The following is a 21,889-nucleotide window of genomic DNA, read 5'->3' as shown; positions in this document are numbered from 1 at the left end:
GACGGGTAAAGCCGGATTGTGGCCGAGATTGGATTTCCTCCCGCTGGGGAAAATGCGGTTGCCCGGTGGGGGCGACGATAGGCAATCGCTTGGCGTGGCGATAGGATGCCGCTGCATCCTCGGGAGAACCACAGTGCTGCTGCTCATTCTGGGATTAATCGTCTTCCTCGGTATCCATTCGGTCAGGATCGTCGCGCCGGAATGGCGCGACAGTCAGGTCGCGGCGCGCGGCGAGGGGCGCTGGAAAGGCATCTATTCGCTGATCTCGCTGGTCGGGCTGGTGCTTCTTGTCTGGGGCTACGGTCGTGCCTGGCAGGTGGCGCCTGTGCTCTACGAGCCGCCGCTCTGGCTGAAGCACATCGCGGCGCTGTTGATGTTCTTCTCCTTCATCTCGCTGATGGTGTTCAACCTGCCGGCCGGGCGGCTGAAGCCGATGCTGAAGCATCCGTTCCTGGTGGCGGTGAAGACCTGGGCCCTGGCGCATCTGCTCGCCAATGGCGACCTGGCCGCGCTGATCCTGTTCGGCGCATTCCTCGCCTGGGCCGTCGCCGACCGCATCGCGGTGGGACGGCGCGGCGAAGCCGTGCCGAAACCGGGGCCGGTCAAGTGGGACATCATTGCCGTGGTGTCTGGGGCGGTGCTCTACCTGCTGTTCGTCTGGAGGCTGCATCTGTGGCTGATCGGCGTGCCGCCGTTCTGAGAGATCGAGACATGGGAGCGGAGCGCCGATTTTCCCGGCGGCCCCCTTCCATGCCGACGAAATTCCGCTAAAACGGCGGCTCACGACGGGGCCCGCGACGGGAAACGGCACGCTTTTGGTCTGATTGGATGTCGAACGACAGTTTTTTCCGCGAGGTGAACGAAGAGATCCGTCAGGATCAGGCGAAGGCCCTGTGGGATCGCTACGGTGCTTTCGTGATCGGGCTCGCCGTCGCCATCGTACTCGGTACCGCCGCCTTCGTCGGATATGAATACTGGACCGGAACCCAGGCGAGCCGCTCGGGCGACGAGTTCGCCAAGGCGCTGGCACTCGCCAACGAGGGCAAGAACGACGACGCGCTCGCGGCCTTCGCGGCACTCGAAAAGGAAGGCTACGGCGCCTATCCCGTGCTGGCACGGATGCGCGCCGCGACGGTGCTGGTCGACAAGGGCGACACCGCCGGCGCGGTCTCGGCGTTCGACGCGATCGCCAACGACAATTCGGTCATGGCTTCGCTCCGTGACATCGCCCGCCTGCGCGCCGGGATGGTGCTGGTCGACAACGGCTCTTATGCGGATGTCGCCAAGCGGGTCGAGCAACTCGCCACCGACGCCAATCCCTTCCGCCATTCTGCCCGCGAATTGCTCGGCCTTTCCGCATGGAAGGAAGGCCGCGCGGCGGACGCGCTCAAACTGTTCGAGCAGATCGTAGCGGACGGCGAGGCGCCGCGCGGCACGCGTGAGCGTGCGGCACTTCTCGTCGAGCTGATCCGCGGCTCCGGCAACGCGTCGTGAGCGATGGGCTTCACAGTCGCCATCATCGGCCGGCCCAACGTCGGTAAATCCACGCTCTTCAACCGCCTTGCCGGTCGCAAGCTGGCGCTTGTCGACGACACGCCGGGGGTCACCCGCGACCGCCGGATCCATCCGGCAAGACTCTACGACCTGCAGTTCGACGTGATCGACACGGCAGGCTTCGAGGATGCCGCCGCCGCGACGCTGCAGGGCCGAATGCGCGCCCAGACCGAGATCGCCATCCGCGAGGCCGACCTGATCTTCTTCATGGTTGATGCCAAGGCGGGGCTGTTGCCCGACGACCGGACCTTCGCCGAAATCGTCCGGCGCTCCGGCAAGCCGGTGGTGCTCGTCGCCAACAAGGCGGAGTCCCGCGGCGCCGGGTCGGGTATGCTCGAAGCCTGGGAACTCGGCCTCGGCGAGCCCGTACCGGTCTCGGCCGAGCACGGCCAGGGCATGCCCGATCTGCGCGACGCCGTGATCGGCGCCCTTGGCGACGCGCGCGCATTCGGCGAAGAGGAAGAAGGAGAGGCGATCGCCGAAAGCGAGGTGCTGATCGGCGAGGATGTCGCCGATCCCGACGCAGAGGCAACCTATGACGAGACCAAGCCGATGCGCATCGCCGTCGTCGGCCGGCCGAATGCGGGCAAGTCGACGCTGATCAATGCGCTGATCGGAGAGGAACGGCTGCTGACAGGGCCGGAGGCGGGCATCACCCGCGATTCGATCTCCGTCGACTGGGAATGGCGGGGGCGTCGGATCAAGCTTTTCGACACCGCCGGCATGCGGCGCAAGGCAAAGGTGCAGGAGAAGCTGGAGAAACTCTCGGTGGCCGACGGGCTGCGGGCGATCCGTTTCGCCGAAGTGGTCATCATCGTGCTCGATGCGACCATTCCGTTCGAGAAGCAGGACCTGCAGATCGTCGATCTCATCGTGCGCGAGGGCAGGGCCCCGGTCATCGCCTTCAACAAATGGGACCTGATCGAGAACAGCCAGGAAGTGCTGGCCGATTTGCGCGAGAAGACCGAGCGCCTTTTGCCGCAGGTCCGCGGGCTCCAGGCCGTCACCGTTTCGGCCGAGACCGGTCGCGGCCTCGACAGGCTGATGGAGGCGGTGCTCAAGACCCACAGGATATGGAACAGCCGCGTATCCACCGGGCGGCTGAACCGCTGGCTGGAAGGCGTGCTGACCCATCATCCGCCACCGGCGGTCGCGGGCCGGCGGCTGAAGATAAAATACGTGACCCAGGCCAAGACCAGGCCGCCGGGCTTCGTCGTGTCCTGCTCACGGCCCGAGGCCATGCCGCAATCATACGTGCGATATCTGGTCAACAACCTGCGCGATGCCTTCGACATGCCGGGAGTGCCGATCCGGGTTGCGCTCAGGGCTTCGGAGAACCCGTTTGCCGGCCGGGCGAAGAAGCGGTAGTTGCGCGCTGAGAAGGAAAGGGAAGCTTTGATCCTTTTCCGAGGCAAATGTCACATCGGCTCAAAACTTCGACCGTCGCGAACTGCCCCTCATCCGGCTGAAGCAAAAAGGTTCTCGGCGCTACTTTCATAGCATGGGCAGCACGGCGTAGATGTCGCTGGATACGATCTCGCTGCGCCGTAGCTCGTTGATTCGTCAATCGCCGGCCGGTTCCTGCCAGCCTATTTTGGCATATGCGTCTGGATCACCTGCCTGCACTGAGGCGACAGCTTGTCCAACTGCTTGGCCAGGCATTCCATGATGCGTCCGCCGCCCGGCTCGACACCCTGGCAATACTTTTCGAAATCGGCCTGGCAGGCCGTGCGCTCGGCTGCCGTCTGGGCGAGAGCCATGCCGGAGGACAGGCAGATTGCAATGCCTAGGAAAATGGGCGCCGGTCTCATGCCAAGTCTCTCTCCCGTGGACGGATGACTATACCCCATCATCAAAATAACGTAACGTCACGCTCGGATTCGTGCAAGAAAAGCCAGGTTGTGGACGGGATGGGCGGCGGAGTTACACTGTATTGGCCGAGGTTCGAAAAACTCTTCGCCCGCCGCCTCGGCACAGGGTCCGTTGATTGTCAGTCACTGGAGACAAGGCAGGGTGCTCGCGCGGCCTTGCCGGTGCTCTCGACCTTGAGCATGGCCGTCGCGCTTGCCGGCTGCAACGAGCAGAACAGCTACGTTCCGCCTCCGCCGCCGAAGGTCGAGGTAGCCCTTCCCGTCAAGCAGACCGTCACGCCTTATCTGGAGGCGACCGGCAGCACGGTCGCCGTGAACGACACGACACTGATCGCCCGCGTGGCCGGCTTCATCCAGGAGATCGACTATAAGGACGGCGACAGCGTCAAGACCGGAGACGTTCTCTTCGTCATCGAGCCGGAACCCTACCAACTCGCGCTGCAGCAGGCGCAGGCCGAGCAGGCCTCGGCGATCGCCGCGGCAAAAGACACCCAGGCGGACTATGAACGCCAGGCGACCCTGCTCAAGAAGGGCTTCGCAACCCAACAGGACATGGACCAGTCGTCGGCGCAGCGGGAGGCCGACGTCGCCAAGCAGCAGCAAGCCGCCGCCGACGTCAAGCAGGCCGAGCTCAACCTGAGTTACACGCAGGTCAAGGCGCCTTTCGACGGCATCGTCACCGCGCGCCAGGTTTCTGTCGGTCAGCTCGCAGCCGCGGGCTCCACGGCGCTCGCTACAATCGTCCAGCTCGATCCGATCTACGTCACCTTCGACGTCAGCGAGAAGGAAGTGCAGCGCATCAAGGCCGCCATGGAGAAGCGCGGGCTGAGCGCCGGCGATCTGAAGAAAGTGGTTGCCGAGGTCGGGCTGCAGACCGAGACCGGCTATCCGCATTCGGGAACGCTCGACTACGCCGCGCCGAGCATCACCGCCTCGACCGGCACGCTGCAGGTGCGCGCGGTGCTGCCCAATGCCAGACGCGAGTTGCTGCCGGGCTATTTCGTGCGTGTCCGGGTACCCTTGCTCGATCAGCCCGATATGCTGCTCGTGCCCGATCGCGCCATAGGCAGCGACCAGGGCGGACGCTATGTGCTCCTTGCCGGCAAGGACGACGTGGTCGAACAGCGCACGGTCCAGATCGGCCAATTGGTCGGAGAGATGCGGGTCATCACCGATGGTATCAAGCCGGACGATCGCGTCATCGTGTCCGGCCTGCTCACCGCGATACCAGGCCAGAAGATCGAGCCGCAAATGCGGGACGTCGGCGCGGTGGCATCCGGCGCCGCATCGCAATGATCTCGAAGTTCTTCATCGAACGGCCGGTACTGGCCAATGTCATCGCCATATTGATGGTGGTCATCGGCGCTGTCTCGCTGCTCCGGCTCCCGGTCGCGCAATATCCCAACGTGGTGCCGCCGACCGTGCAGGTCACGACCCGTTATCCGGGCGCGAGCGCACGCACGGTCATCGACACTGTCGCATTGCCCATCGAGCAGCAGGTGAACGGCGTCGAGGACATGCTCTATATGCAGTCCTTCGCCGCCGCCGACGGTTCCTACACGCTCACCGTCACCTTTGCTGTCGGCACCGATCTGGACGCCGCGCAGGTGCTTGTGCAGAACCGCGTGTCGAGCGCCATGGCCGCCCTGCCGCAGGCCGTGCAGGTCCAGGGCGTCACCGTCCAGAAGAAGTCGACGTCGATCTTGATGATCGCCACGCTGACCTCGCCGGGCGGCAGCCACGACAGCCTTTTCCTCAGCAACTACGCGACGATACGGCTGAAGGACGAGGTCGCTCGCCTGCCGGGCGTGGGCAATGTGAGCGTCTTCGGCGCCGGCCAGTATTCGATGCGCGTCTGGCTCGATCCGGACAAGATGCGGGCACGCGGCCTCGATGCGCAGGATGTCATCCAGGCCCTTCAGCAGCAGAGCGAGCAGGTGACGGCGGGGCAGGTCGGCATGCCGCCGGCGCCCGACGGCCAGTCGTTCCAGTACACGATCGATGTCTCGAGCCGTCTCGACGATCCCGACCAATTCGCTGCGGTGATCGTCAAATCAGGCACTGCCGGCGACATGACGCGGGTGCGCGATATCGGCCGGGTCGAGCTCGGGGCGCAGACATACGGTCAGTTCTTCAGCCTCGACGGACAGCAGGCGGCGGGCCTCGCCATCTTCCAGTCGCCCGGGGCCAACGCGCTCGATGTGGCCACGGCGGTCGACAGGAAGATGAAGGCGCTCGCGGCCGAGTTTCCCGCTGATGTCGCCTATTCGATCCCCTTCGATACGACCACCTTCGTCAGCCAGGCGATCGAAGAGGTCTACAAGACGCTGTTCGAGGCGGCCTTGCTGGTGCTGATCGTCATCCTGCTCTTCCTGCAGGATTGGCGCGCGATGCTGGTGCCGGCGACGACCGTGCCGGTGACGATCATCGGCGCCTTCGCGGCGATGGCCGCGCTGGGCTTCTCGGTGAACCTGTCGACATTGTTCGCCATCGTGCTGGCGATCGGCATCGTCGTCGACGACGCCATCGTCGTGGTCGAGGGGGCGGCTCACAACATCGAGCAGGGAATGTCGGGCCACGATGCCGCGGTCGCGGCGATGAATGCCCTGTTCGGACCCATTGTCGGCATCACGCTGGTGCTCATGGCCGTGTTTTTGCCGGCGTCCTTCCTGCCCGGGATCACCGGGCAGATCTACGCCCAGTTCGCACTGGTGATCGCGGCGACCGCGCTGATCAGCGCGATCAACGCCGCTACGCTGAAGCCGACGCAATGCGCGCTGTGGTTGCGCCGGCCGGTGCCGCCGGAGCAGCGCAATTTCTTCTACCGTGGCTTCAACGCGGCCTACCAGCGCTTCGAGAATGCCTATGCCGGGCTGATCGGCTCGATGGTGCGACACAGCGGGATCATGGCAGTTCTCGCGCTTCTGATCATCGGCACGGCCGTCTACGGGCTGTCGCGGGTCGCGACCAGCTTCCTGCCGATCGAGGACCAGGGTTATCTGCTGGCATCGGTGCAACTGCCCGACGGCGCCGCCCTCGGACGGACCGAGAAGGTGCTGCAGGAGGTTTCCAGGATCGCCCGCGACACGCCCGGCGTCGACAAGGTCGTGACCATCGCCGGCATCTCGCCGATCGACAATAACGCCACATTGGCGAGCGCCGGGCTCGCCTACATCATCCTGAAGGATTGGAGCCAGCGCGGCGCGGGCGAGGATCTCGCCTCGCTTTACAAGACGCTCGACAGCAAGCTCGCCGTCACCGGCGAGGGCCTGGTGCTGCTCCTGCCCCCGCCGCCGATCCAGGGCATCGGCAATGCCGGCGGCTTCACCATGCAGATCGAGTTGCGCGACGGCAGCTTCGACCTCGCCAAGCTGCAAGGCGCGGCCAACGCCGTGGTGAAAGCGGCCCAAACCCAGTCGGGCATCCAGCGGGTCACCACGTCGTTCCGGGCAAGCGTGCCGCAATACAAGGTCGAGGTGGACCGCGAGAAGGTGCAGATGCTGCAACTGACGACCGACCAGGTCTTCTCCACCCTCGCAGCCTATCTCGGGTCCAGCTATGTGGATCAGTTCAATAAATTCGGCCGGGTTTTCCAGATCTATGTCCAGGGTGATACGCAGTTCCGGCTGGCGCCGGAAGACATCGCCAACCTGACCGTCCGCAACAAGAACGGCGACATGATTCCGCTCGGAACCGTGCTCACCGTCACGCCGAGTGTCGGCCCGTCGCTGATCAGCCTCTACAATCTCTACCCTTCCGCTTCCATCGTGGGGGTTCCCGCCGCGGGCTTCTCGTCGGGGCAGGCAATCCGGTTGCTGGAGGAGGTCGCCGACGCGACGCTGCCCGCGGGCGTCGGCTATAGTTGGACGGCGTTGTCCTATCAGGAGAAGCTGGTCGGCAACCAGATCTACCTGATCTTCGGGCTTGCGCTGCTGCTGGTCTATCTGGTGCTGGCGGGCCAGTACGAAAGCTGGCTGGCGCCGATGGCCGTGCTGCTGGCCACGCCGCTCTCGCTGGTCGGGCCGGTGTCCGTGCTGCTGGGCTTGAAGGTCGAGAGCAATCTTTATGTTCAGATCGGTCTCATTCTGCTCATCGCCCTGTCGGCAAAGAACGCGATCCTCATCGTCGAGGTCGCGCGAGAATTGCGCGCCGCAGGACGGCCGATCCTCGAGGCCGCCACCGAAGCGGCTCGTGCCCGCTTCCGGCCTATCCTGATGACCTCCTTCGCCTTCATCCTGGGCGTCGCGCCCCTCGTGATTGCGACAGGCGCGGGGGCCAGCGCACGCCGGTCGATCGGCATCACCGTGTTCAGCGGCATGATCGCCTCGACCTGCCTGGCAGTCCTCTTCGTGCCGTCCTTCTTCGTCGTCATGCAGCGTCTGGAGGAATGGCGCGCCAGGCGCAAGAAACCGGCCGAGAAGGTCAATCCCCAGGAAGGCTAGGGACCCGCCCGGTTTGGTTCTGCCCGGCGTCGCAAGCATGCCGTCGCGTCATTAACGCTCCATCAAGGTTAATTCACCATTCTGCCTCTCTGGGATGGGTGTTGCGTTCTGGAGAGTGTCAGTGCATCGACGAATTTTGGCGTGGCCGCTCTCGGCCGCAGGGGAGAGGCTTCCTTCCTTCCTTCCCTCGTTTCCTTCGCTGCCCTCGCTTCCTGCTCTGGTCGTCGGGCTCGGTTTCTGGATCGGGTTTCCGACCGTCACGGCCTTTCAGGACATGGCGAGCATGGTGTCCGGCACCGAGGCGGCTGGTGCGCGCTGGAATGCCTATGTCGAGAAAGCGGTCGCCGGGTCGGTCCACACCGCCGAGATGCCTTTCGTGGATTCCACCGTGTCGACAGCCTCCCTTTCGGGATCGGGTGTGAAGGCGCCCGGCATCGGAACGGTGGCGTTCAGGGGCAAGGGCGTCGCGGTGAACGAGGCGCCGGACGAGGAGCGCGTAACCCGGGGCGACAAGAAGGGCCGCATCGTCAAGGTCGCGCCGGTCGCGCCGCCAAAGGCCTTCAGCGCAGGCTCCGTGCTCGACCGCACCAGTTCGCTGCTGCAGCCGGCCTTCGACGGCGATCTCAGGATGGCCTTCGCCAAGACGGACATCAAGGGCAAGGAGATCGCGATCGCGACCGCCTTCTATACCAGGCGGGACAAGAGGGCGGACCCAGGGGTGCCGGCCGCGCTCGCCGACCTCGTGAACAATGACAAGCCCGATATTTTGGCGACCGCCTATGCGCCGCCGAGGCCGGACTACTCCAAATCGTCGCCTTTCGCGACATTGCTGAAGGATGATCCCGAGCAGGGTCGTTTCGTCCCCCCGGTCGCGGAGGGTGACCATGACTGGATGAGCAAACCCCTGCCGGCGTCCGTGTTCGGCGCCGCCGAGCAGAAGTGCCTTGCGACAGCGGTCTACTTCGAGGCGAGGGGAGAGAACACGCGGGGCCAGGCCGCCGTAGCCCAGGTCGTCCTCAACCGCGTTCGCAATCCGGCCTACCCGAAGTCGATCTGCGGCGTCGTCTACCAGAACGACAACTGGCGTAACGCCTGCCAGTTCTCCTTCGCCTGCGACGGCGTCAAGGACCGCATCACCAGCCCCTATCACTACAAGCTGGCCCAGGACGTCGCGATGGCGGTGACGGCCGGCAAGATATTCATCCCTGAGGTGGGATCGTCGACCCACTATCACGCGACCTATGTCCATCCTCGCTGGTCGCGCACGATGGAAAAGATGAAGAAGATCGGCCTCCACATCTTCTACAGGACCTATGGCGGCGGCTGGAGTTGACGCTGGTTTTCGACGCCTGTGCCGGCAACGATGGGGCGCCCGCCGGTCTTCCGCTCCCCTCGCCATGGGCGGATTCTCGGGGGCCGGGACAGGGGGATTCGCCCGGTCAGCCCCGCCGCTCATGTCCGGGCACTATGTCGCATCTAGCCAACACGTTGAATTTATTGAATAAAATACATGTGGCGACCGATCGTTCCTCGGCTTGACTGGGGATTGCGGCCTAACTATGTTGCGGCCGACTTTAGAGCGGACAGTAGGCAAGCTGCTGGCCGGGCATGGAGGTTGCGATGGCCAGTTCGAAGCGGCCAGGCGAAACCGGAAAAAACCGGCCCGGCACGGCGAATCCCGATCTCCGTGACGACGACCTGGAACGCCGCCGGCGCGAACTTGAAGCCTCTCTCGCGACAAGGATGCCGGAGCGACGGAACGGGAGCGAAGGCGCAAAACCGGGCAGCGTGTCCGGCTATGGCCAGGCACTGAAGCTTTCCAGCGAGTTCATCGCCGGAATTGTGGTCGGAGCAGGGCTCGGCTGGTTCATCGATCGCCTGGCGGGGACATCGCCTTGGGGGCTGATCGCCTTCCTGCTTCTCGGCTTCGGCGCAGGCGTGCTCAACGTCCTGCGTTCGGCAGGGCTGGTCGCACAGGCAGGCCTGCGGCAGTCCGGCAAGGACGGCAATGGGCCGGATGGCAAATGACAACGGGGCCGGTTCCGGCGCCAGAGACTTCGAGGGGTTCGTAAGTGGCCAACGATCCGATCCACCAGTTTCAGATTTCGAAATGGATTCCGATCGAGATCGGCGGGCTTGACTTCTCTTTCACCAATTCCTCCGCCTTCATGGTGGCGACCGTGGCCGCCGCGGGCGCATTCCTGTTCGTGACCACGTCGAGCCGCGGCCTGATCCCCGGCCGCCTGCAGTCGGTTTCGGAAATGTCCTACGAGTTCGTGGCGTCCATGCTGCGTGACGCGGCCGGCTCGCACGGGATGAAGTTCTTTCCCTTCGTCTTTTCGTTGTTCATGTTCGTGCTGACGGCCAATCTGCTCGGCCTGTTCCCCTATTTCTTCACCGTCACCAGCCACATCATCGTCACCTTCGCGCTGGCCCTGCTGGTGATCGGCACTGTGGTGGTCTACGGCTTCGCCAAGCACGGCTTCGGCTTCCTCAAGCTGTTCGTGCCGGAAGGCGTGCCCGGTATTCTCGTGCCGCTGGTGGTGCTGATCGAAGTCATCTCGTTCCTGTCGCGGCCGATCAGCCTCTCCGTCCGTCTCTTCGCCAACATGCTCGCCGGCCACATCACCCTGAAGGTCTTTGCGGGCTTCGTCACCTCGCTCAGCGCGCTGGGTGCCGTGGGCGTTGCCGGTGCCGTGCTGCCCATGATCATGACGGTGGCGATCACTGCTCTCGAATTTCTGGTGGCCTTCCTGCAGGCCTACGTCTTTGCGGTGCTGACCTGCATGTACCTCAACGACGCCCTGCATCCGAGCCACTAGGAAGCCTTCACCGGCGGGTTCCCGCCAGACCGACTTGCAACCTATTTTCGATCCACAAGGAGTTGGACAATGGAAGTTGAAGCAGCAAAGGCAATTGGTGCGGGCATCGCCTGCCTCGGCATGGGCGGTGCGGGCATCGGCCTGGGCCACATCTTCGGCAACTATCTGGCGGGCGCGCTGCGCAATCCGTCCGCAGCCGATGGCCAGTTCGGCCGCCTGATCTTCGGCTTCGCCGTTACCGAAGCGCTGGGTATCTTCTCCCTGCTCGTCGCTCTGCTCCTGCTCTTCACGTAAGAGCCGGCAGACCGGGCGACATGACCGGCCGCATGGAATGCGGCCGGACGGAGTGAACAGGGGAAGACGATGTTTGTAACACCGGGTTATGCCGAAGAGACCGCTCCGGCAGCGGACGGCACCCATTCCGAAGGTCAGGCCCATACCGAGGCTGGCCCCGATCACAGCCCGAGCGGCTTCCCGCCCTTCGACAGCTCGACCTTTCCGTCGCAGCTGCTGTGGCTGGCCATCACCTTCGGCCTGTTCTACCTTTTTCTGAAGAATGTCGTTCTTCCGCGCGTGGGCAGCATTCTGGAAGTCCGTCGCGACCGTATCGCCCAGGACCTCGACCAGGCAGCTCGCATGAAGGAAGAGGCCGACGCCGCGGTCGCTGCCTATGAGCAGGAACTCGCCGAGGCGCGGAACAAGGCCAATGCGATTGGCCAGCAGGCGCGCGACAGCGCCAAGGCCGAAGCCGAAGCCGCCCGCAAGGAGGTCGAGGCCAGCCTGGACAAGAAGCTCGCCGATGCCGAAGGGCATATCGCCTCCATCAAGACGGCGGCGATGAAGGAAGTCGGCACCATCGCCAGCGAGACCGCGACGGCGATTGTCGAGCAACTCGTCGGCGGCAAGGCCGACAAGGCCGCCATCGCCGACGCCGTCAAGTCGGCGCGGGAATAGGGAGCCGACCATGGACGCAACATTCTGGGCATTGGTCGCCCTGGTGATCTTTCTCGGTATCGTCTTCTACATGAAGGTGCCGGGCATGCTCGGCAAATCGCTCGACGAGCGGGCGAACCGCATCCGTAACGAGCTTGATGAAGCGCGTCGCCTGCGTGAAGAGGCGCAGCAGTTGCTCGCCGAATATCAGCGCAAGCGCAAGGAAGCCGAGCAGGAAGCGGGCGAGATCGTCGCCGCCGCCAAGCGGGAGGCGACGAACCTCGTCGCGGAAGCGCACAAGAAGACCGAGGACTATGTTGCCCGCCGCACGGCGCTAGCCGAGCAGAAGATCGCCCAGGCGGAGCGCGACGCGGTGAGCGAGGTCCGCTCCAGTGCCGTCGACATCGCCGTCGAGGCCGCCCGCTCGGTGCTTGCCGGCAAGGTCGATGCGAAGGCTGGAGCCGACCTGTTCAAGACTTCGGTGCAGGAACTCAAGGCGAAGCTCAACTGAGCGATCCGCTTCTTTCGAACCTCGGAAGCCGCCAGTGTCCCTGGCGGCTTCTTTTTTGCGCTGTTCCTGTTCCCGAACGGAGTTGAAGTGGCCGCGCCGATTCCATCGGCGCGGGCCAATCGATCGATGCACTATCGAGTGTGGTTTTGGCGCCGGCCCTGGCGCGTCACCCAACGGATCCCGGCGGCGATGGCGATGCCGAGCAAAGGCCACCGGGCCCAGAACTCGCCGTGCCAGGACAAGAGATTGATCCCGAGGATGAAGAGCCCGACCAGGCCGAGCATCGCCAGCGGCCGGTCGATGCGGCCGGTCCGCGGAAGAGCAGCGGCGGCGGCTGCCAAAGCCATGCCGAGCAGTGGCCAGCGCGCCCAGAATTCACCGTCCCATGACAAGAGATTGACTGTGACGAGGCCTGCCGCGACCACGCCGAGCACGCCGAGTATCCTCGCCCTGGGCGGTTTCGAAACAGGCTTCGCTTCGCTGAGGGTGGGAACGGGTTCGACCTGCGCCTCGGCGTTCCTGCCCCAGTTGCGCGGGGCCGGGTCAGGCGGCCTTTCCGTCTCGCCGATCCGCACGGCGTAGCTCGGCACGCCTTCCTCGATGTTCTTGACGGGAAGCTGGCCGAGAAAATCGAAGCCGACGGCGACCTTGTTGCGAACCTGGTCGTACACGGTGTTGGAGATGACGATGCCGCCAGGCGTGGCCGAGCTTTGCAGGCGGGCAGCGATGTTCACTCCGTCCCCGTAGATGTCGTCGCCCTCGACGATCACGTCGCCGAGATTGATGCCGATACGGAACTGCATGCGTGTCTCGCTCGACCGCCCGGCATTGCGACCGGCCAGGTCGTTCTGCACGTCGATGGCCGCGCGCAGGGCCTCGACGACACTCGGAAACTCGGCCAGAAGTCCGTCACCCCAGGTATTGACGACACGGCCGCCATGACCTTCGATGAGTTTTGCCATGGCGTCGCGGTATTGTTTCAGGGTCGCGAGAGTGCCTTCCTCGTCGGCCTCCATCAGCCGCGAATAGCCCTGGACATCTGCGGAGAAGATCGTCGTCAGCTTGCGAAGCGTCTGGGACATTGCTGGCCTGTGCCTTTGACCATCTGCTGCGTCGGCCCTGACCGTGCTCGATTCGGGCGGGGGGCGGCATGTTTATCCTATGTGATGGAGCGTCCTTCCCATTTCCAGATGTGTGCCTCTCGCTCCAGCGGTAAGGATACTATTCCAAGGGTCGATGAAACCGCAAATTGCCGCAAATATGCCGGGATCCGAAGCGCGTGCGGCAGCTGGGCAAGTCGACGCCCGTTCATCTGCCAACCCGCTTGGACACTGTTTGCACCGCAAAACCGCGACGTCGAGCCCAGCGGGGCGCAAGGGTGCCATTTCGCAACGAGCCGAGCAACTATTCGGCAGGCACCTTGAAAGGCGCGAAGGAAACACGATGCCATCGGGCGATCGGTCCGTGCGCCACAATCGCCTCGCGGTGCCGCTCGGTGGCATAACCCATATGCGATTCGAAGCCGTAGCGATCGTCGGCGCGCCCGCAACACTCCATCATCCGGTCACGCGTCACCTTGGCGACGATCGAGGCGGCTGCGATCGATTGAGACCGCTGGTCGCCCTTGACCAAGGCTCGCCCTTCACAGGGCAGACCAGGGGGGATGTCGCGACCGTCGGCGAGGGCCAGGCGTGGCTCCATACTCAGGCTTACCGCAGCGCGCCGCATGGCTTCGAGGCTCGCCCGAAGGATATTGATGCGATCGATGCCCGGCGCGGCGATCGAGGCCAGGGAAACAGCCAGCGCGGAAGAGAGGATCTGCTCGAACAGCGCGTCGCGCTGCATCGCTGTCAGCCGCTTGGAATCGTCGAGGCCGTCGGGGACGCGAGCCGGATCGAGGATCACCGCGGCTGCAACCACCGGTCCCGCGAGCGGACCACGACCAGCCTCGTCCAGCCCGACGACCGGCCAGCCGCCCGATCTCATCGCCCGCCTCTCTATCGAGAAGTCGGGTTTTTCCGTGATTTCGAAGAGAAGCGGAGAATCGGAACGCGCGCGAGCCATTATGCGACAATGCTCGCATCGGTCCCGATTCTCCGCAAGTCCTTCCCGGACTTAGCGGCGCGCCGGGAAGGCTCCGTCGGGGCAGGGGACAGCCGGACGGAAATGGTGCAACTGGAATGTCATCATCCCCATGCGACAGGCGGATGACGCGGTGCCGTTGGGGGCCGGCCGCGCGACTCACAGAAGCATGAGTTGCTCGCCCTCCTTCTTCGGCTGGACGAAGAGATCGGTCCTGAGCGGCGAGCGCTCGGCATTGAGGCCGAGCCTGCGTGCCGCCATCTCGAAACGGCGGCCGATCTGCCAGGCATAAGGACCACGGCCCTTCATGCGCTTGCCCCATTCCGAATCGTAGTCCTTGCCGTCCCGCATCGACCGGATCAGTGACATCACATGCCGGTAGCGATCGGGATAGTGGCGCAACAGCCAGTCCTTGAAGATCGGGCTCACCTCCAGCGGCAGGCGCAGGATGACGTAGCCTGCACTCCGGGCCCCCGCGGCGTGGGCTGCGTCCAGGATGCGCTCGATCTCCTGATCATTGAGCCCCGGCAGGATTGGAGCGACCATGACGGATGTCGGAATACCGGCCTCGCTCAGCTGCTTTATGGTTTCCAGACGTTTCGGCGGCGTCGCGGCGCGCGGCTCCATGGTGCGCGCCAGCGTCCGATCGAGCGTGGTCACCGACAGGGCAACTTTGGCGAGACCTTGCTCCGCCATGCGTGAGAGGATGTCGATATCGCGAACGACCAGCGCCGACTTCGTGACGATGCCGACCGGATGCTTGCGTGCCTCCAGGACCTCGAGCACCTCGCGCATGATGCGATACTGCTTTTCGATCGGCTGATAGGGATCCGTATTGGTGCCGATCGCGATGGTGCGCGGCTGGTAGCCTTCCTTGGCAAGTTCCCTATCGAGAAGGCGCGCAGCGTCCGGCTTGGCGAACAGCTTCGATTCGAAGTCGATACCGGGCGACAATCCCATATAGGCGTGGGTCGGGCGGGCGAAGCAATAGACGCAGCCATGCTCGCAACCGCGATACGGATTGATCGAGCGGTCGAAGGAGATATCGGGGGAATCGTTGCGCGTGATGATTGTGCGCGGCTTCTCCACCTGGACCTCCGTCTTGAAGGGCGGAAGTTCCTCGATCGAATTCCAGCCGTCGTCGAAGACATGGCGACTGACCGGCTCGAAACGGCCGGACGGATTGATCCCTGCCGAGCGGCCGCGGTTGCGATCCGGCCGGACACGGATGCCGCTCTCCTCGATGATCGCATTGGCGGTTTCGGCTCGCCCTACCCCGAATGCCGCGACATCGGCGTGCGAAATCTGTTCCACTTTCGCTCTCTCCCAGGGACTGTCGGCCTTGTGTCGAATCGCGATGCTCATGAAACTATTCCTATTCGGTTGAGTGGAACAAATCAAGAACAATCTGCCTGCATGCCATTGACCGGCCGTAAGCCAGGGCTTCGCACGGCTGGCGCGAGGCGTGCCTTTCCGCTATTCGGGAGGTTATGCTGAGCGTGCTGATCGAGACACGAAATGACGAAGAAGGCCTGGCCCGAACCTTGGCCTCGCTTATTTCGGCAGCCGTGGAAGGGGTCGTGCGCGAGGTGATCGTCTGCGACCGCGGCTCGACGGACGGCACCCACCGCGTAGCCGATCAGGCCGGCTGTCATTTCCTGGCTGACGGCGGCGTCAGGGCCGGCATTCGCCAGGCGAAGGCGGAGTGGCTGATCCTGCTCGAGCCGGGCGCGCGACTTGCCGATGGATGGATCGACGCGGTCGAGGAGCACATCGCAAGGTCCACGATGGCGGCCCGTTTCTCCCGATCGCGCGCAGCGCGCACGCCTTTCCTTTCCAGAGTGTTCTCCGGCAATCGCGCGCTGGCGGAAGGGCTCGTGATCAGCAAACGCCAGGCGTCGGCGCTGTCGAAGGCTGCTGGCCACGCTGAAGGGCTGGCTCGCGGCCTCGCCACAAAACGGCTGGGTGGAGAAATCCTGCCGCCCACGCCGAAGAAGAAGGCATAGGCGGCACTGAAGCGAAGTCCGACGTCGGGGCGATCAGGCTGTCTTGCCGCCGCCGCGTCTCAGATGTTCGTCGAGGCGCGGCATGATCTCCACGAAGTTGCAGGGCATGTGACGATAGTCGAGTTGCGGCTGCAATATGCCGTCCCACGCGTCTTTGCAGGCTCCGGGCGAGCCCGGCAGGATGAAGACGAAAGTGGCGTTGAGCACGCCGGCGGTCGCGCGCGACTGGACCGTCGACGTGCCGATCTTGTCGTAGGAGATGCGGTGGAATACTTCGGAGAAGCCGTCCATGCGCTTCTCGAAGATCGGCTCCAGCGCTTCCGGTGTCACGTCCCTGCCGGTAAAGCCGGTGCCGCCCGTCGTGATGATCACGTCGATACCAGGGTCTTTCGACCAGGCCGTCACGCAATCGCGGATCCTGTCCTTGTCGTCCGGCACGATGTCGCGCGCGGCGAGTTGATGGCCGGCGGCGGCGATGCGGCCGGCGAGCGTCTGGCCGGATTTGTCGTCGGCGAGGCTGCGTGTGTCCGACACCGTGAGCACCGCGATGCGGACCGGAATGAAGGGACGGGTCTCGTCAGTCATCGAAGTTCTCTCCCGAAGCCGTCGTTCTCGTCGATACCACGAACCAGGACGGTTCGGCTGCGGCGATTGCCATCGCAGCCCGCGCTGCTGCCGTCTCCGTCGCGAAGATGCCGAAGCAGGTCGCGCCGGAGCCGGACATCCGCGCAAAGGCCGCGCCGTTCCGGCTAAGCACCGAAAGCGCAGTGGCGATCGGCGGGGCGATCGTCATGGCCGGCGTTTCGAGATCGTTGCGCGTCACCGCCAGCCAAGACAGCACGGAATCGAGATCCGGCCGGCGCGGAAGCGGCATGAGCGGCGGGTTGTCGCGACAGGACAAGGCACGGAATACGTGGGGCGTCGATACTGGCACGCCCGGATTGACGAGAACCATCCACAAGGCCGGAAACGCTTCGACCTCCCGGATATCCTGGCCGATCCCGCGCGCCATCAGCGGACGGGCGGCGAGACACATCGGCACGTCGGCGCCAAGGCCTCGCGCGGCCGCGGCCATGCCGTCGTCTCCAATGCCCCAAAGGCGAGCGAGCGAGGCCAGCGTGGCGGCTGCGTCGCTCGATCCGCCGCCGATGCCCGAGGCGGCGGGCAGGTTCTTTTCCAGGGTAATGGCGACCGGCCCGCAGGGGGGCAGCGTTCCGTCGCGCAGCCGGTCGCGTGCCTTGAGCACGAGGTTGCCGCCGTCGTCAGGTACTGCATCCGCAAACGGGCCCGATACGGAAAAGCTGTCGTCCCGGCTCGCCGCGACGGTGATGCTGTCGCCATAGCGGGTGAACACAACGAGGCTTTCGAGCAGATGGAAGCCGTCGGTCTGCCGGCCGGTCACATGAAGCGCGAGATTGATCTTGGCGGGCGCGTGCCGCGCGATCGAGAGCACGGTCTGATGTCTCGGCGTCAGTCCTTGGCCAGCCGATACTCGCCGGTCTCGGGGTCCTTCACGAGCGTGCCGGTCGCGCCGGTTGCCGCCTGCTTTTCTGCCCGGCGCACCTTGGCCGTGACGCGCTCGGCCTCGCGGATGAAGGATCGGTAGCCGACATAGGCCACGATGCCGATCAATGCGAAAAAGATAAGCTGAGGCACGTCATTCTCCTCTCGGAAACCGACCTCGCACCGGCCGGTACATCCGCCGTTTCAGCCATTTGCTTTCGCGTCGGCCTTCGCCTTCGTCAGGGAGACGAAGAACAGCGCTGCATCCGGCGACAGATAGGTCTCCATCGTGGCCAATTCTAGTCGCAGCAGGCTCCGAATCAAAGGCCGAAACGGCTCCACAGGGTCCGCTCCTTGGCCGCCTCCACCAGCCCGTCCGCGATCGCGCCGGCGAGATCCGCGGGCGACGAACCGCCGAAGGTTCCGAACAGGCCGAGGCGCCGGCCGAACAATCCGCGTGGCGGCGTGACCAGCCGCAACCGGGTCTTCGGTCCGAAACGGTCTTTCAGCACCGTGCGCATGTCGCCCAACGCGTCGACAAGCCCGAGTTCCAGGCCCTTCTTTCCGGTCCAGAAAAGGCCGGTGAAGAGATCCGGATCATCGGCGAGTTTGCCGGCGCGGCGTTCCTTGACGAGGTCTATGAAGGTATCGTGCATTTCGAGCATGAGGGTCTTGAGCCGCTCGACGTCTTCCGGCTTCTCCGGCTGGAAGGGATCGTTCGTTACCTTGTTCTTGCCCGCAGTATGGACGCGCCGTTCGACGCCGATCTTCCTGATCAGTTCTGTGAAGCCGAAAGTGCCCGAAACGACGCCGATGGAGCCGACGATCGAGGACGGGTCGGCGATGATCTCGTCGCCGGCGACCGCGATCATGTAGCCGCCCGAAGCCGCCACATCTTCCACGAAAATCAGCACTTTCTTGTTCTTCTCGGCCGCCAGGTCGCGAATGCGCTTGTAGATCAGGCGCGATTGCACAGGCGAGCCCCCGGGCGAGTTGATCGCAATAGCCACTGCCGGCGCATCGCCGAAGCCGAAGGCCTTCTCGATCACGCCCGCGGTCGAGGCCAGCGACAGGTTCTGCCGGAACTGACCGCCGCCTGCCATTATGGTCCCCTGCAGCCGGACCACGGGAATGATCACCCCTTCCGGACGCATCGATTTTGGCAGGAGGCGGTTGAACAGGCGTCTCACGGGCGGGTTCTCCGTCGGTTTCGGATCGCATGTAGGCATTCGCGGGCCGGGCGCAATGGCATTCAAGGCGATGCGGCCCTGCAAGGCAACTGTGCAAGAGGTGCATTCGCACGAGCAGCTTCGCTCCCTCGATCGTCCCGATCCAGGCGCAACTCGCCATCAGTCGCCGAATAGCGAGGCCCGCCCGTTGTTGATGGCATCGGCGCGCACCGAAAACAGGTCGCTCGATGCGTCGTGCAGGATGAGCGGCGGGCGAAGCGTCAGCCCGGCGCGGGAAGCTCGCACCGCCCGGACGATGATGCGGATGGCCGGCGCATCGGCACGCGCGTGGACCGGCACGATCTCGGCATTGCCGAACCGCCCGCCGAGTGCGGCCAGGAGGGGCTGCAACGATTGCGGACGGGCGATGAGCGCCAGGCCGCCGCGTGGCCGCACCACGGCAGCGGCGCTGCGGATCCATAGCTCGAACAGGCCGTCTTCCATGATATGGGCCTGCTGCTTCAGGAGATCCGGTGTCGCGCGGTCGTGCCGGGCATTGAACGGCGGGTTCATGATCGCGTAGTCGAACGATGAATCGGCAAGGCCTGCCGCGACGCGCTCCTTGCCGGCGAGGCCGACGTCGGCAACAAGGATGGATACCCTGCCGGCCAGGTGGCTGTTGCCCGAATAGGCGAGCGTGCGCTCGGCGAAGCTGCTCATTTCCCGGGAGAGTTCGACCAGCACCACGCGCGATTTCGGGCAGCGCGAGGCGACCGCCAGGCCGGCCGCGCCGGCGCCCGCGCCGAAATCCGCCAGCCGTCCGGAAAAGCCGGATGGAACGGCAGCGGCCAGCATCATGGCGTCCATGCCGGCGCGATGGCCCTTTCCGTCGGGCTGGACGAGCCAGAAGTTGCCGCGATGGAACGCGTCGATGGTGAACGGGGCGGTCATGGCGACGAGGGGCTCAGGCGTCCCTGATCTCGTTGGCGATGCCGGCGTCTTTCAGGATGCTCCGCGCCCGCTCGGCTTCGTCGGCGTCGACCATGACCCTGCGAGGCAGCACGCCGATGGAGCCGTCGAGCACGCTCATGTTCTGGTCGGCCACGAAGCAGGCTATGCCCGCGTCGCGCATCAAGGCTTCGACGAACGAGATGATGACGGCATCGTTGGTGCGGATGAGTTCGATCATGACGCGAAAGTCGCAGTTTGTGCCGCCCGTGTAAACGGGCAGGGTTGGTATAGAACTGCTGCTCGGGACCTATCTTGCAAACTGGCGTTTGAGGCGCGCGATCCCGTCAGCGGGCCATTCGACACCGGTCACCTCGATCCAGGCGTCGATATAGTGCTCCGGCGCATAGACATGGCCATAGCCCATTGGCGGCTTGGTGGCCGTCGCCATGTCGAGCAGGAGCTGGAGGAAGGTCACGACCGGATACCAACGGAACTCCGGCGATACGTCGGGGCCCCTCGGGGCTGCCATCCAGGCAGGAGCCCTGTAGAAGGAGAGCGGATCGAAAAAGGTGACGGCGTCGCTCGCATATTGCAGATAGACGATGCGCATCGCTCCCCACTGCGCGCCCGGGATCGCAAGCTCGTTCTGCTGGTTCGTGAAGCGGATGATGGAACCGTCCCGGAAGCGCGGCAGCCAGGCCGGGGAGCCGGGATTGCGCTCGGCGGTAACCGTCTTCCAGGTCCTGCTGGCGAAGGGCGCTCCGCTCCAGAGCGCGCCATGGAACGGATCGCCGACGACGTCGAAAAGATCGGTCGAGAGGTCGGAGTTGAGCGCCCCGAGGCTGAGACCATGAAGATAGAGCCTCGGCCGGCGTTCCCTTGGAAGCCTGGTCCAGTACGCGTAGACCTCCGCGAACAGGGCGCGCGCGGTTTCACGCCCGTATTCGGGCTCGACGAGCAGCGAGAGCCAACTCGTGAGATAGGAATATTGGATCGCCACGCTGGCGATGTCGCCCCCGTGCAGATATTCGACCGTGTCCATGGCCGCGGGGTCGACCCAGCCGGTCCCTGTCGGCACCACGACCACGAGCGTGGATCGCTCGAAGCCGCCGACCCGCTTCAGTTCCTCCAGAGCAAGCCGGGCACGTTCCGCTGTCGTTTCCGCGGAATTCAACCCGACATAGACGCGGAGCGGCTCTTCCGCGTCTCGTCCCAGAAACATGCCGATGGCCGACTTGGTCGGGCCCGTCGAAACGAATTCCCGGCCGGCGCGGCCGAGCCCGTCCCAATCGAGCAGCGAGGCCGTGCTGCCTGTCTTGTTGGGATCGGTCGGCACAGGCCTGCCGTCTTCGATCAGAGCATCGAGCTTCTGGAAGGATGAATCTGCTACGTGCAGCGCGAACCGGAAAAGGACACCTTCGGCGACCGACCAGAACAGCAGCAACGTGACCGCTATGCCTGCCAGCCGGGAAACGCGGCGCGGGGCGAAACGCCCCACCTGTTTCGACGCCATATGGAAGATCGCCATGAACAGCCGCGCAAGGAGCAGGAGCACGACAAATACCGCGATCGCGACCAGCCCGACGAGGTAGGGGTGCATGCTGTCGACTGGCGCGAGTTCCATCCGCTCGCGGATGGAGTTCTGCCACTGCGCCGCACGCCAGAGGAAGGCGACGGCGACCACGGCGAAGATGCCTGCGCAGCCGAGCTTGAGGTAGTAGGCTGTTCGATCAGCCGGTCGGGGCAGCTCCAGATAGGTCCAAAGCCAGAGGCCGAAGACCCCGATGCCGTAGCCGGCCGCGAGCGAGCATCCGGAAAGCACGCCCTGCAGGGACACGTCGCGGGGCACGAGGCTTGGTGTCAGGGATGCGGCGAAAAACAGAGTGCCGGTGAGCAGGCCGATGGCCGAGAGGCTGTCCCAGAACCTGAATGGTCGCACCTTCCGGGGACTCCTACTTGATCGCCGGTTCACGCGCATGTGTCCTTGCCATTGCCATGGCGGGATCGCCTTGGCAATCCGCGGTTGGCGCTCCCAAAGCATGTCT

Annotated in this window: 23 protein-coding genes; 12 read left to right on the top strand and 11 right to left on the bottom strand. The window is 64.6% G+C overall.

What is annotated here, in order from left to right; genetic code table 11:
• The first annotated feature begins 133 nt into the window (after positions 1-133).
• From JN302_RS29815 to der, 3 genes are all read left to right on the top strand, one after another.
• The gene (locus JN302_RS29815) at positions 134-700 is read left to right on the top strand and encodes an NnrU family protein (RefSeq protein ID WP_202307891.1); all 567 of its coding nucleotides are present in this window, start codon (positions 134-136) and stop codon (positions 698-700) included.
• 128 nt (positions 701-828) lie between these two features.
• Positions 829-1,494 carry a tetratricopeptide repeat protein gene (locus tag JN302_RS29810; protein WP_202330100.1) on the top strand — a complete coding sequence of 222 codons (666 nt, stop codon included), beginning with the start codon at positions 829-831 and terminating at the stop codon, positions 1,492-1,494.
• Positions 1,495-1,497: 3 nt separating this feature from the next.
• On the top strand, positions 1,498-2,922 hold the full coding sequence (der, locus tag JN302_RS29805) for a ribosome biogenesis GTPase Der (RefSeq protein ID WP_202330099.1): 1,425 nt from the start codon (positions 1,498-1,500) through the stop codon (positions 2,920-2,922).
• A 221-nt stretch (positions 2,923-3,143) separates the two neighbouring features.
• On the opposite strand, the gene JN302_RS29800 is transcribed toward der, so the two are convergent.
• On the bottom strand, positions 3,144-3,365 hold the full coding sequence (locus JN302_RS29800; protein ID WP_202330098.1) for a cysteine rich repeat-containing protein: 222 nt from the start codon (positions 3,363-3,365) through the stop codon (positions 3,144-3,146).
• Positions 3,366-3,605: 240 nt separating this feature from the next.
• On the opposite strand from JN302_RS29800, the gene JN302_RS29795 reads away from it, so the two are divergent.
• The 8 genes from JN302_RS29795 (at position 3,606) to JN302_RS29760 (ending at position 12,133) form a co-directional block, all read left to right on the top strand.
• Positions 3,606-4,721 carry an efflux RND transporter periplasmic adaptor subunit gene (locus JN302_RS29795; protein ID WP_244846709.1) on the top strand — a complete coding sequence of 372 codons (1,116 nt, stop codon included), beginning with the start codon at positions 3,606-3,608 and terminating at the stop codon, positions 4,719-4,721.
• Positions 4,718-7,867, top strand: a complete 3,150-nt coding sequence (locus JN302_RS29790) for an efflux RND transporter permease subunit (RefSeq protein WP_202330096.1) — start codon at positions 4,718-4,720, stop codon at positions 7,865-7,867. The genes JN302_RS29795 and JN302_RS29790 overlap by 4 nt, the downstream gene beginning before the upstream one ends.
• 121 nt (positions 7,868-7,988) lie before the next feature.
• On the top strand, positions 7,989-9,200 hold the full coding sequence (locus JN302_RS29785; protein WP_202330095.1) for a cell wall hydrolase: 1,212 nt from the start codon (positions 7,989-7,991) through the stop codon (positions 9,198-9,200).
• 287 nt (positions 9,201-9,487) lie between these two features.
• The gene (locus JN302_RS29780; RefSeq protein WP_202307869.1) at positions 9,488-9,895 is read left to right on the top strand and encodes an AtpZ/AtpI family protein; all 408 of its coding nucleotides are present in this window, start codon (positions 9,488-9,490) and stop codon (positions 9,893-9,895) included.
• A gap of 44 nt (positions 9,896-9,939) precedes the next feature.
• On the top strand, positions 9,940-10,689 hold the full coding sequence (locus JN302_RS29775) for a F0F1 ATP synthase subunit A (RefSeq protein WP_202307868.1): 750 nt from the start codon (positions 9,940-9,942) through the stop codon (positions 10,687-10,689).
• Between the two features lie 69 nt (positions 10,690-10,758).
• Positions 10,759-10,983: a F0F1 ATP synthase subunit C gene (locus tag JN302_RS29770; RefSeq protein WP_008595464.1), complete on the top strand. Its 225-nt coding sequence runs from the start codon at positions 10,759-10,761 to the stop codon at positions 10,981-10,983.
• A 69-nt stretch (positions 10,984-11,052) separates the two neighbouring features.
• Positions 11,053-11,643: a F0F1 ATP synthase subunit B gene (locus JN302_RS29765; protein WP_202307867.1), complete on the top strand. Its 591-nt coding sequence runs from the start codon at positions 11,053-11,055 to the stop codon at positions 11,641-11,643.
• Positions 11,644-11,653: 10 nt separating this feature from the next.
• Positions 11,654-12,133: a F0F1 ATP synthase subunit B gene (locus JN302_RS29760; RefSeq protein ID WP_202307866.1), complete on the top strand. Its 480-nt coding sequence runs from the start codon at positions 11,654-11,656 to the stop codon at positions 12,131-12,133.
• A 131-nt stretch (positions 12,134-12,264) separates the two neighbouring features.
• Here JN302_RS29760 and JN302_RS29755 read toward each other — a convergent pair whose 3' ends face one another.
• The 3 genes from JN302_RS29755 to JN302_RS29745 all read right to left on the bottom strand — a co-directional run bounded on the left by JN302_RS29755 (position 12,265) and on the right by JN302_RS29745 (position 15,529).
• Complete coding sequence (locus tag JN302_RS29755) at positions 12,265-13,215, bottom strand: adenylate/guanylate cyclase domain-containing protein (protein WP_202307865.1); 951 nt, start codon at positions 13,213-13,215, stop codon at positions 12,265-12,267.
• A 322-nt stretch (positions 13,216-13,537) separates the two neighbouring features.
• On the bottom strand, positions 13,538-14,197 hold the full coding sequence (locus JN302_RS29750) for a ribonuclease HII (RefSeq protein WP_202307864.1): 660 nt from the start codon (positions 14,195-14,197) through the stop codon (positions 13,538-13,540).
• Between the two features lie 177 nt (positions 14,198-14,374).
• Positions 14,375-15,529 (bottom strand): PA0069 family radical SAM protein, encoded by a 1,155-nt coding sequence (locus tag JN302_RS29745; RefSeq protein ID WP_202315129.1) that lies wholly within the window; start codon positions 15,527-15,529, stop codon positions 14,375-14,377.
• 176 nt (positions 15,530-15,705) lie between these two features.
• Here JN302_RS29745 and JN302_RS29740 point away from each other — a divergent pair, with 176 nt between their 5' ends.
• Positions 15,706-16,221, top strand: coding sequence for a glycosyltransferase family 2 protein (locus JN302_RS29740; RefSeq protein ID WP_202307862.1), 516 nt, complete (start codon positions 15,706-15,708; stop codon positions 16,219-16,221).
• 33 nt (positions 16,222-16,254) lie between these two features.
• Here the strand turns inward: JN302_RS29740 and moaB are convergent, their stop codons facing one another.
• The 7 genes from moaB to JN302_RS29705 form a co-directional block, all read right to left on the bottom strand.
• Positions 16,255-16,806: a molybdenum cofactor biosynthesis protein B gene (gene moaB / locus JN302_RS29735; RefSeq protein WP_202307860.1), complete on the bottom strand. Its 552-nt coding sequence runs from the start codon at positions 16,804-16,806 to the stop codon at positions 16,255-16,257.
• Positions 16,799-17,674: a 4-(cytidine 5'-diphospho)-2-C-methyl-D-erythritol kinase gene (locus JN302_RS29730; protein ID WP_244846001.1), complete on the bottom strand. Its 876-nt coding sequence runs from the start codon at positions 17,672-17,674 to the stop codon at positions 16,799-16,801. The genes moaB and JN302_RS29730 overlap by 8 nt, the downstream gene beginning before the upstream one ends.
• Before the next feature lie 17 nt (positions 17,675-17,691).
• Complete coding sequence (locus JN302_RS29725) at positions 17,692-17,877, bottom strand: hypothetical protein (RefSeq protein WP_202307856.1); 186 nt, start codon at positions 17,875-17,877, stop codon at positions 17,692-17,694.
• A 167-nt stretch (positions 17,878-18,044) separates the two neighbouring features.
• A complete protein-coding gene (locus JN302_RS29720) occupies positions 18,045-18,914 on the bottom strand; it encodes a S49 family peptidase (RefSeq protein WP_202307854.1) in 870 nt (289 codons plus the stop codon).
• A gap of 159 nt (positions 18,915-19,073) precedes the next feature.
• The gene (locus tag JN302_RS29715; RefSeq protein WP_202307850.1) at positions 19,074-19,844 is read right to left on the bottom strand and encodes a tRNA1(Val) (adenine(37)-N6)-methyltransferase; all 771 of its coding nucleotides are present in this window, start codon (positions 19,842-19,844) and stop codon (positions 19,074-19,076) included.
• A gap of 13 nt (positions 19,845-19,857) precedes the next feature.
• Positions 19,858-20,082 carry a putative signal transducing protein gene (locus JN302_RS29710; RefSeq protein WP_202307848.1) on the bottom strand — a complete coding sequence of 75 codons (225 nt, stop codon included), beginning with the start codon at positions 20,080-20,082 and terminating at the stop codon, positions 19,858-19,860.
• Between the two features lie 69 nt (positions 20,083-20,151).
• Positions 20,152-21,822: an alpha/beta hydrolase gene (locus JN302_RS29705; protein ID WP_202307846.1), complete on the bottom strand. Its 1,671-nt coding sequence runs from the start codon at positions 21,820-21,822 to the stop codon at positions 20,152-20,154.
• Between the last annotated feature and the right edge of the window lie 67 nt (positions 21,823-21,889).

The sequence above is a fragment of the Mesorhizobium sp. L-8-3 genome (genome assembly GCF_016756615.1).
Taxonomy (GTDB): domain Bacteria; phylum Pseudomonadota; class Alphaproteobacteria; order Rhizobiales; family Rhizobiaceae.
Note: the sequence above shows the minus strand (reverse complement) of the source record. Positions and strands in the feature narration are given on the sequence as shown.

Coding starts and splice junctions, on each gene's coding strand:
- JN302_RS29810 (WP_202330100.1), top strand. CDS start 829: ATGTCGAACGACAGTTTTTTCCGCGAGGTGAACGAAGAGATCCGTCAG.
- der (WP_202330099.1), top strand. CDS start 1,498: ATGGGCTTCACAGTCGCCATCATCGGCCGGCCCAACGTCGGTAAATCC.
- JN302_RS29800 (WP_202330098.1), bottom strand. CDS start 3,365: ATGAGACCGGCGCCCATTTTCCTAGGCATTGCAATCTGCCTGTCCTCC.
- JN302_RS29795 (WP_244846709.1), top strand. CDS start 3,606: ATGGCCGTCGCGCTTGCCGGCTGCAACGAGCAGAACAGCTACGTTCCG.
- JN302_RS29790 (WP_202330096.1), top strand. CDS start 4,718: ATGATCTCGAAGTTCTTCATCGAACGGCCGGTACTGGCCAATGTCATC.
- JN302_RS29780 (WP_202307869.1), top strand. CDS start 9,488: ATGGCCAGTTCGAAGCGGCCAGGCGAAACCGGAAAAAACCGGCCCGGC.
- JN302_RS29770 (WP_008595464.1), top strand. CDS start 10,759: ATGGAAGTTGAAGCAGCAAAGGCAATTGGTGCGGGCATCGCCTGCCTC.
- JN302_RS29765 (WP_202307867.1), top strand. CDS start 11,053: ATGTTTGTAACACCGGGTTATGCCGAAGAGACCGCTCCGGCAGCGGAC.
- JN302_RS29760 (WP_202307866.1), top strand. CDS start 11,654: ATGGACGCAACATTCTGGGCATTGGTCGCCCTGGTGATCTTTCTCGGT.
- JN302_RS29755 (WP_202307865.1), bottom strand. CDS start 13,215: ATGTCCCAGACGCTTCGCAAGCTGACGACGATCTTCTCCGCAGATGTC.
- JN302_RS29750 (WP_202307864.1), bottom strand. CDS start 14,197: ATGGCTCGCGCGCGTTCCGATTCTCCGCTTCTCTTCGAAATCACGGAA.
- JN302_RS29740 (WP_202307862.1), top strand. CDS start 15,706: ATGCTGAGCGTGCTGATCGAGACACGAAATGACGAAGAAGGCCTGGCC.
- moaB (WP_202307860.1), bottom strand. CDS start 16,806: ATGACTGACGAGACCCGTCCCTTCATTCCGGTCCGCATCGCGGTGCTC.
- JN302_RS29715 (WP_202307850.1), bottom strand. CDS start 19,844: ATGACCGCCCCGTTCACCATCGACGCGTTCCATCGCGGCAACTTCTGG.
- JN302_RS29710 (WP_202307848.1), bottom strand. CDS start 20,082: ATGATCGAACTCATCCGCACCAACGATGCCGTCATCATCTCGTTCGTC.
- JN302_RS29705 (WP_202307846.1), bottom strand. CDS start 21,822: ATGCGCGTGAACCGGCGATCAAGTAGGAGTCCCCGGAAGGTGCGACCA.